Origin of the sequence: Sporolactobacillus terrae DSM 11697, assembly GCF_000648615.1 — a bacterium.
Classification (GTDB): Bacteria; Bacillota; Bacilli; order Bacillales; family Sporolactobacillaceae; genus Sporolactobacillus; species Sporolactobacillus terrae.
Window position 1 is genome coordinate 37,227 of the sequence record NZ_JFZC01000054.1, and the last position, 6,080, is coordinate 43,306.

At 47.8% G+C, this 6,080-nt stretch carries 6 protein-coding genes; 2 read left to right on the forward strand and 4 right to left on the reverse strand.

What is annotated here, in order from left to right; translation table 11 throughout:
- Nucleotides 1–45 precede the first annotated feature (45 nt).
- The 4 genes from AA84_RS0111390 to AA84_RS0111405 form a co-directional block, all read right to left on the reverse strand.
- Nucleotides 46–852 carry an SDR family oxidoreductase gene (locus AA84_RS0111390; RefSeq protein ID WP_028977305.1) on the reverse strand — a complete coding sequence of 269 codons (807 nt, stop codon included), beginning with the start codon at nt 850–852 and terminating at the stop codon, nt 46–48.
- Nucleotides 853–1,180: 328 nt separating this feature from the next.
- A complete protein-coding gene (gene crcB / locus AA84_RS0111395; RefSeq protein WP_037563527.1) occupies nt 1,181–1,561 on the reverse strand; it encodes a fluoride efflux transporter CrcB in 381 nt (126 codons plus the stop codon).
- Nucleotides 1,551–1,949, reverse strand: coding sequence for a fluoride efflux transporter FluC (locus AA84_RS0111400; protein ID WP_028977307.1), 399 nt, complete (start codon nt 1,947–1,949; stop codon nt 1,551–1,553). Before AA84_RS0111400 ends, crcB begins: the two co-directional genes overlap by 11 nt.
- A 395-nt stretch (nt 1,950–2,344) precedes the next feature.
- A complete protein-coding gene (locus AA84_RS0111405) occupies nt 2,345–4,012 on the reverse strand; it encodes an alpha-keto acid decarboxylase family protein (RefSeq protein WP_152540367.1) in 1,668 nt (555 codons plus the stop codon).
- Between the two features lie 190 nt (nt 4,013–4,202).
- On the opposite strand from AA84_RS0111405, the gene AA84_RS0111410 reads away from it, so the two are divergent.
- Both AA84_RS0111410 and AA84_RS0111415 read left to right on the forward strand, forming a co-directional pair.
- Complete coding sequence (locus tag AA84_RS0111410; protein WP_028977309.1) at nt 4,203–4,925, forward strand: MBL fold metallo-hydrolase; 723 nt, start codon at nt 4,203–4,205, stop codon at nt 4,923–4,925.
- Entirely contained in the window at nt 4,918–5,481 is a 564-nt protein-coding gene (locus AA84_RS0111415) for a TetR/AcrR family transcriptional regulator (protein WP_028977310.1), read from the forward strand. The genes AA84_RS0111410 and AA84_RS0111415 overlap by 8 nt, the downstream gene beginning before the upstream one ends.
- The last annotated feature ends 599 nt before the right edge of the window (nt 5,482–6,080 follow it).

Below are 6,080 nucleotides of genomic sequence, written 5' to 3' on the forward strand. Positions count from 1 at the left end.
TCCCCCTCTCATCTCATCACTTTCGTTTGAGAGGCATGGATTCGCTCATCCTCTCGATTTACCGCCGGTTATATTGATGGTCGTTCCTGTGATATAATCGGCACGATCCGATAGAAGATAGGTTACTAGATTGCCAATATCATCGAGTTTGCCCGGCCGGCCGAGCGGAATCGCTTTTGCATAGTCTGTTCCGAGCTGATCCACGGTAATGTTTCGTGTATAAGCAAGTGCTTCATTGTAAGCAGCCGTTGTCAGGTCCGTTTTTTCATTGATTCCCGGAGCAACGGCGACAACACGAATATGATGGCTGCCCAGCTCCTTCGCCCAAGAACGGGTAAATCCATTCACTGCGGCTTTCGTCGCCGAGTAGCAGCTCTGTCCCTGCGACCCTTCCATTCCTGCCTCAGAGGCGATATTTATAACGACACCTTTACCCTGTTTCAAGAATTTGCGAACCGCCGCTTGGGTCATCAAGAAAAGTCCTTTTTGATTGACACTGACCATCAGATCGAAAACCTTTTCATCCAGTTCGTATTCCGGCTTCTTGCCTTTAAAGTCAACTAAAAGTCTTGGTAAATTAATGCCCGCATTATTCACCAGACCATCAATGGTCCCAAAGGTTTTCACAACATGGTCTGTCAAGTGCTCGACACTATCTTTTTTCGTTACATCTAATTGAACAGAATAGATTCCAGAAGCATCACGCGTTCCCGTTTCTGCGTTCAAGTCTCCGACAATAACCTGTGCACCGGCATCGCTTAATGTTTGCGCGATATGTTTGCCAATTCCGGAAGCGCCTCCTGTCACAATAATGATCTTATTTTCTAAACCAAGCCATGATGCATCAGCCATCTTCAATCACTCCTCAATGTTTGTTATTTCTCGTCCTAGGATTATCGCTTATCCCTTGATGCACGGTTCCTCTCTCTACAGGTTCATTATAATAGCGCTTACACTTAGGATTAATACAGACTTTTTCTCGAGTTTCGGAAATCGATGGTATGAATCATGGGACGTCGGGATTTTTTCAAAGATACGCGTGGTCGGCTGCATCCTTCCCCCGTCACACTTGGGTATTTTTTCGCGCTTATTGCACTACTAGCGAAGCAAAATCATAAGCTTTCTTCCCTAAAAAAAATGCCTGCCCGGATCACTCCAGACAGACGTTTTTCGCTTTTTCCTACATGCCTAACAGTGATCGTGCTACTGCGCCCAGTGAGGTACCTAGGAAAACCGCCGCAATTCCTAGAACATAAGAACTGATGATATAGCTATAAAAGGCGCGTTTTTTCTTTCTGCGATTCAGAGAAATATTTTCCATATTGAACGTTGAAAAGGTGGTATACGCGCCCATGAATCCGGTGCCCAGCAGCAACGATGCGTGTACGCCGATTCCCAATCCGGTAATCAGACCGAGGGCAAGCGAACCCGACACATTTATAATAAAAGTCGGCAGCGGAAAATCATGACTCCATCTGCGCTTGATCCAATTCGACAACGAGAATCTGGCGAGTACACCAAACGCGGCGCCGAACGCTACCATGAGATAATTAACCAGCATGGCGGAGACGCCTCCTCTGCTTAATCAGCAAGATTTTGCTCAGGCGAAAACCAAGGGCAGATGCCGCAAGTCCGCCAAATCCGCTAAGTACAAGATAAATAGCCGCTTCCAAATAGTGACCGGATTGAATGAGTGCGAAGGATTCCAGCGAAAAAGTAGAAAAGGTCGTAAACGAACCCACAAAACCCGTGCCGAACACTGCAACAAGTTTGGGTGATACGCGCGGAATCCAGATTAGAAAACGCGTGACGAATGCGAGAATGAAGCACCCTAATAGATTAATGATTAGCGTTGCAAGCGGAAAATAAGAGACATGAATGATGAGCGACAGGGAATAGCGCGACAGTGCGCCGAGCACACCAAACAGTACAAGAAGTACATAAACCAACAGTTGAACCTCCTTTGCTTGAATGAATCCATCAACAAGGCGCGCGTGTAATGACTATCATTCATGCATGGTTTGTTTTTGTTCCACACTTAATCTTAATTTTTTAGTGCGTCTATTTTTTGATTGCATCATGACCTTCAGCAAATATGCTGACTGCTTTCGATTTCTCGTGATCTCTGACGTCCATTATAAACCTAACCCTCCCGTTTGGGGCGAATAAAAAGGAGCGCTGATCGAATAACTTCCAGTCACGGCAAGCACGCTCTATCATTGAGTCAATATCATTTCTGCAACCCTTTCAATCGGAGCTGAACTTGATCGTTTTCAATACATCAAAAAACGGGCATCATCCGGAAATAGCTTCCAAATGGTGTCCGTTTTCAAATGTGCGACGTTCACTTGAAAAGAGCCAGCAAGCCCTCACTTTTATTCTCCATCTCTAGCACCGTCTGATGCATTTTATGAATAATCTTCGGGGCATCCATCGGGTCGGTGATCATTTCAATGATACACAGCTGTTTGGCGCACTGCTTCTCGGCATCGGCAATGGCCTGACGAAGCGCATTGCTTGTGCGTACTTGAACAGTGAACGCATCCTGTTTAAATACTTCCGGTAGCTTATGGTAATCCCAATTCGGAATGTTGTTGTACCTAGTCTTGTCTACGGTATTAATGTATTTCTCAATCGTGTACCCTTTATTGTTAAGAACAAAAATGATCGGCTTACAGCCGTTATCGAGCATTGAGCTTAGTTCCTGGACGTTGATCTGCAGTGATCCTTCGCCGGAAAAAAGCAGTACTCTGCGATTCGGATTGGCGATGCAGGCTCCAAATGCCGCAGGAAGCCCATAGCCAATGGCTCCCCAACCCCCTTGAGCGATGTAGGTCACCTCTTTTTTCAATCGAACCTCCGCCATGCCCCAAGCAAAGGTTCCGGCATCGACAACCACAATATCCCGCTCGCGGAGCATCGCCTGAAACTGTGGGTAATAGTTGCTGGCAGTCAGTGCATCATCCGTTGCATCCTGCCTGTCAAATGGAAAAGTCGACGGTTGCGGGAGTGTCCACGACTGTCCGTCCGCCGGAAAGGCACCGATCAGATCATCCATGATAATGTTCGGATAAATTGTTTTGCCGATCTGCACATGGTCGGGCATCACATTAATGACTGCCAGCGGGTCGATTTGATCGGTAAATAATCCGCTATTGTAATCATTCCAGACTGCGCCAAATGCCAGCACACAATCTGAGGATTCAACCCGTTGCCGTACGGTTTCATCACTGCTTAGTTTTCCACAGCAAAAGCCGGCGTAGTTCGGCAAGTTTTCATTGCAAACGCCTTTGCCCATCATCATGGTGACTATCGGGATGTTCATTTTCTCCGCTAGCTTCTCAACCTGCTGCCCAAGCCCCTCGTGCATCGCGTAAACATCCGGAAGCATCACCGGACGCTCGGCAACTTCTAAACGTGCGCGAATCATGCGAACGGCTTCTTTTAGAGACGTTCGATCCGTTTTCTTTCGCTGCACATTTTCAGCTCGCGACATCATGTCCGCAGTCACCACATCTGAAGGCAGTGTCAAATATACCGGTTTCTTGGTTTCTCGTGCCTTAGCCATGGCATTAGGGATCTCAACACCGGCATTTTCCGGCGTAATCGAAGCGGCATAACACGTGATTTGCTCGTATACTTTTTGAAACGTGTCGAAATTACCGTCAAGCAGGGTATGGTGCATCAGCTTGTGCTGCTTTTGCAGCATTGATTTCGGTCCTCCGACAAGATGAATAAGGGGGACCGATTCACTATAGGCACCGGCAATCGCGTTGCATGTGCTCAGCTCACCCACGCCGAATGTGGTGATTAAAGCCCCGATTCCTTTTACGCGTGCATACCCATCCGCGGCATAACCTGCGTTGAGTTCATTGCGGCACGCAACAAAGTTGAGCGCCCCATCCGCCTCAAGCGTATCAAGCAAAGAAAAATTATAATCACCCGGCACCCCGAAAATTTCGCTAATCCCTTCATTTTTCAGACAGTCAAACAAAAATTCGCCAACCTTCATTCTTGCGCCTCCTTGATCGAATCTATGTCTATTTTGAACGGGAACACAGTGAATCATGTATTGGCGAGGCGATGCGGATCATGACTGACAATTAAAAAGCAAAGGATTTGCAGTATGGGCCTTTTTCATGACAAAACTAATCACATTAGTTAAAATGATAATACAATTCGTTTATCAGGAGGTTCAATGCATGCGACTTCTAAACTTTGACCGTTTTTATCAGCTCACTTTTTTCCCATCTTGGTTCCCAGTAAATTGTTATCTGGTTGAGGATGGGGCGGCATTGACTTTAATTGACTGCGGGCTTCCCATGAGCACTCGAGGAATCATGCAAGCAGCCGATCAAATTGGCAAACCGATTACGCGTATTGTCCTGACGCACGCACACAGCGATCACGTTGGTGCGCTTGATGCTTTGAAACAAGCACTTAAAGATGCTGCCGTTATGCTGTCCGAACGCGACGCGCGGCTCTTGGCGGGCAAAACCGCTCTTGATCCGGATGAACCACAAACACCAATTCGTGGCGGTATTCCAAAGGCAATCCAGACTGTACCGGATCGGTTGCTGCAGGGTGGCGATAAAATTGGTGTGTTGCAGGTCATTTCCTGTCCCGGACATACGCCCGGTCATATTGCTCTATTCGATCAACGAAGCGGCGCGCTTTTTGCTGGTGACGCCTTTCAAACACGTTCGGGGATTGCTGTCAGCGGCCAAATCCGTCCGTTTTTTCCCTTTCCTGCACTTGCCACATGGAGCAAAGCAACGGCGTGCACCAGTGCCAGAGAACTGATCAAATTAAATCCCCATTATTTAGCAGTCGGTCACGGCAATGTGCTTGAACATCCCGAACAAGCAATGACCCGTGCCCTCGCCAAAGCCGAACAAAAGATGGGGATGAATACACATGCGTAGAGGTTTGACCCGGCAGCACATTATTGAGCAAGCTGCCAAGCAGGTTGAGGAAGAAGGGCTGCAAAATCTGACGCTCACTGAGCTCGCGGAGCAGCTTCAAATTCAGACGCCTTCACTTTACAATCATATAAAAAACATGCATGATCTGAAAAATGGGCTTGCAAGCTTTAGTCTCGCTCAGTTTGCAGAGGTGCTGATCCAGTCTGTGATCGGAAAAGCGCGCGATGACGCACTGTTTGCGATCGCAGATGCTTATCGCGCTTTTGTAAAAGCGCATCCGAATCTGTATCGGGCGATCATTGAAGTCCCTGATCCCTTTGACCCTGATTTTCAGAACATTTCAGACCGTCTGTTAAGCTTCTTGTTTAAAATTCTTGAAGGATATGCATTGAGCGAAGAAGATCGCGTTCATGCAGTTCGGGGCTTACGCAGCATCATCCATGGGTTCATCAGCTTGCAGCTTCATCATGGATTCAATATGAATGACGATCAGGAAGAATCATTGACGTGGATTCTGTCTGCTTATCTCCATGGGTTAAAAGCGAAAATGAAATAAGTGATGAACACTCAACGCCCGAGCTTGGCCCATTGCTTTTTTTCTGCATGGGTCTGTTAAGAAAAACCGGGCAAAAAGCGCCCGTCCTTACTTCCGCCTTCCATTCGGGCTTTGTTCATCACCTTGTGCACAAACGACACTCAGCTGCTCGCTTGCCGCGGGCGCACCGCGAGCCTCCTCAGACAGGCAGGGATCTGCGGGGTCTCGCTGGCACGCATCAACTAAACGCGATCCCGCAGGCGTCTCGCGCTTTCGTGTCTCGAGCTAACTCTTATTGATGAAATTGCCGCTTATCGTTCTACACCAAAGCAAAATCATAAACTTTCTTTTCCTGTAAGAAAAACCGGGCAAAATACGCCCGGTCCTTAATCTCCAACCATGTGTGATGGACTAGTGTCTTTTCGGTGCTGAATCGCCGCTTCGGTTACTCGCTTGCCGCGGGCGCACCGCGAGCCTCCTCAGACAGGTAGGTATCTGCGGGGTCTCGCTGGCACGCATCAACTAACCGCGATCCCGCAGGCGTCTCGCACCTCCGCTTTGTTTCTCGGCCAAGACACTGGGCTATTGGTTTGAAGACAGGGCAAAATCATATACTTTCT

What these genes read in the sequence shown, in the direction of transcription:
- AA84_RS0111390 (WP_028977305.1), bottom strand. Translation starts at nt 852, where the DNA reads ATGGCTGATGCATCATGGCTTGGTTTAGAAAATAAGATCATTATTGTG.
- crcB (WP_037563527.1), bottom strand. Translation starts at nt 1,561, where the DNA reads ATGCTGGTTAATTATCTCATGGTAGCGTTCGGCGCCGCGTTTGGTGTA.
- AA84_RS0111405 (WP_152540367.1), bottom strand. Translation starts at nt 4,012, where the DNA reads ATGAAGGTTGGCGAATTTTTGTTTGACTGTCTGAAAAATGAAGGGATT.
- AA84_RS0111410 (WP_028977309.1), top strand. Translation starts at nt 4,203, where the DNA reads ATGCGACTTCTAAACTTTGACCGTTTTTATCAGCTCACTTTTTTCCCA.
- AA84_RS0111415 (WP_028977310.1), top strand. Translation starts at nt 4,918, where the DNA reads ATGCGTAGAGGTTTGACCCGGCAGCACATTATTGAGCAAGCTGCCAAG.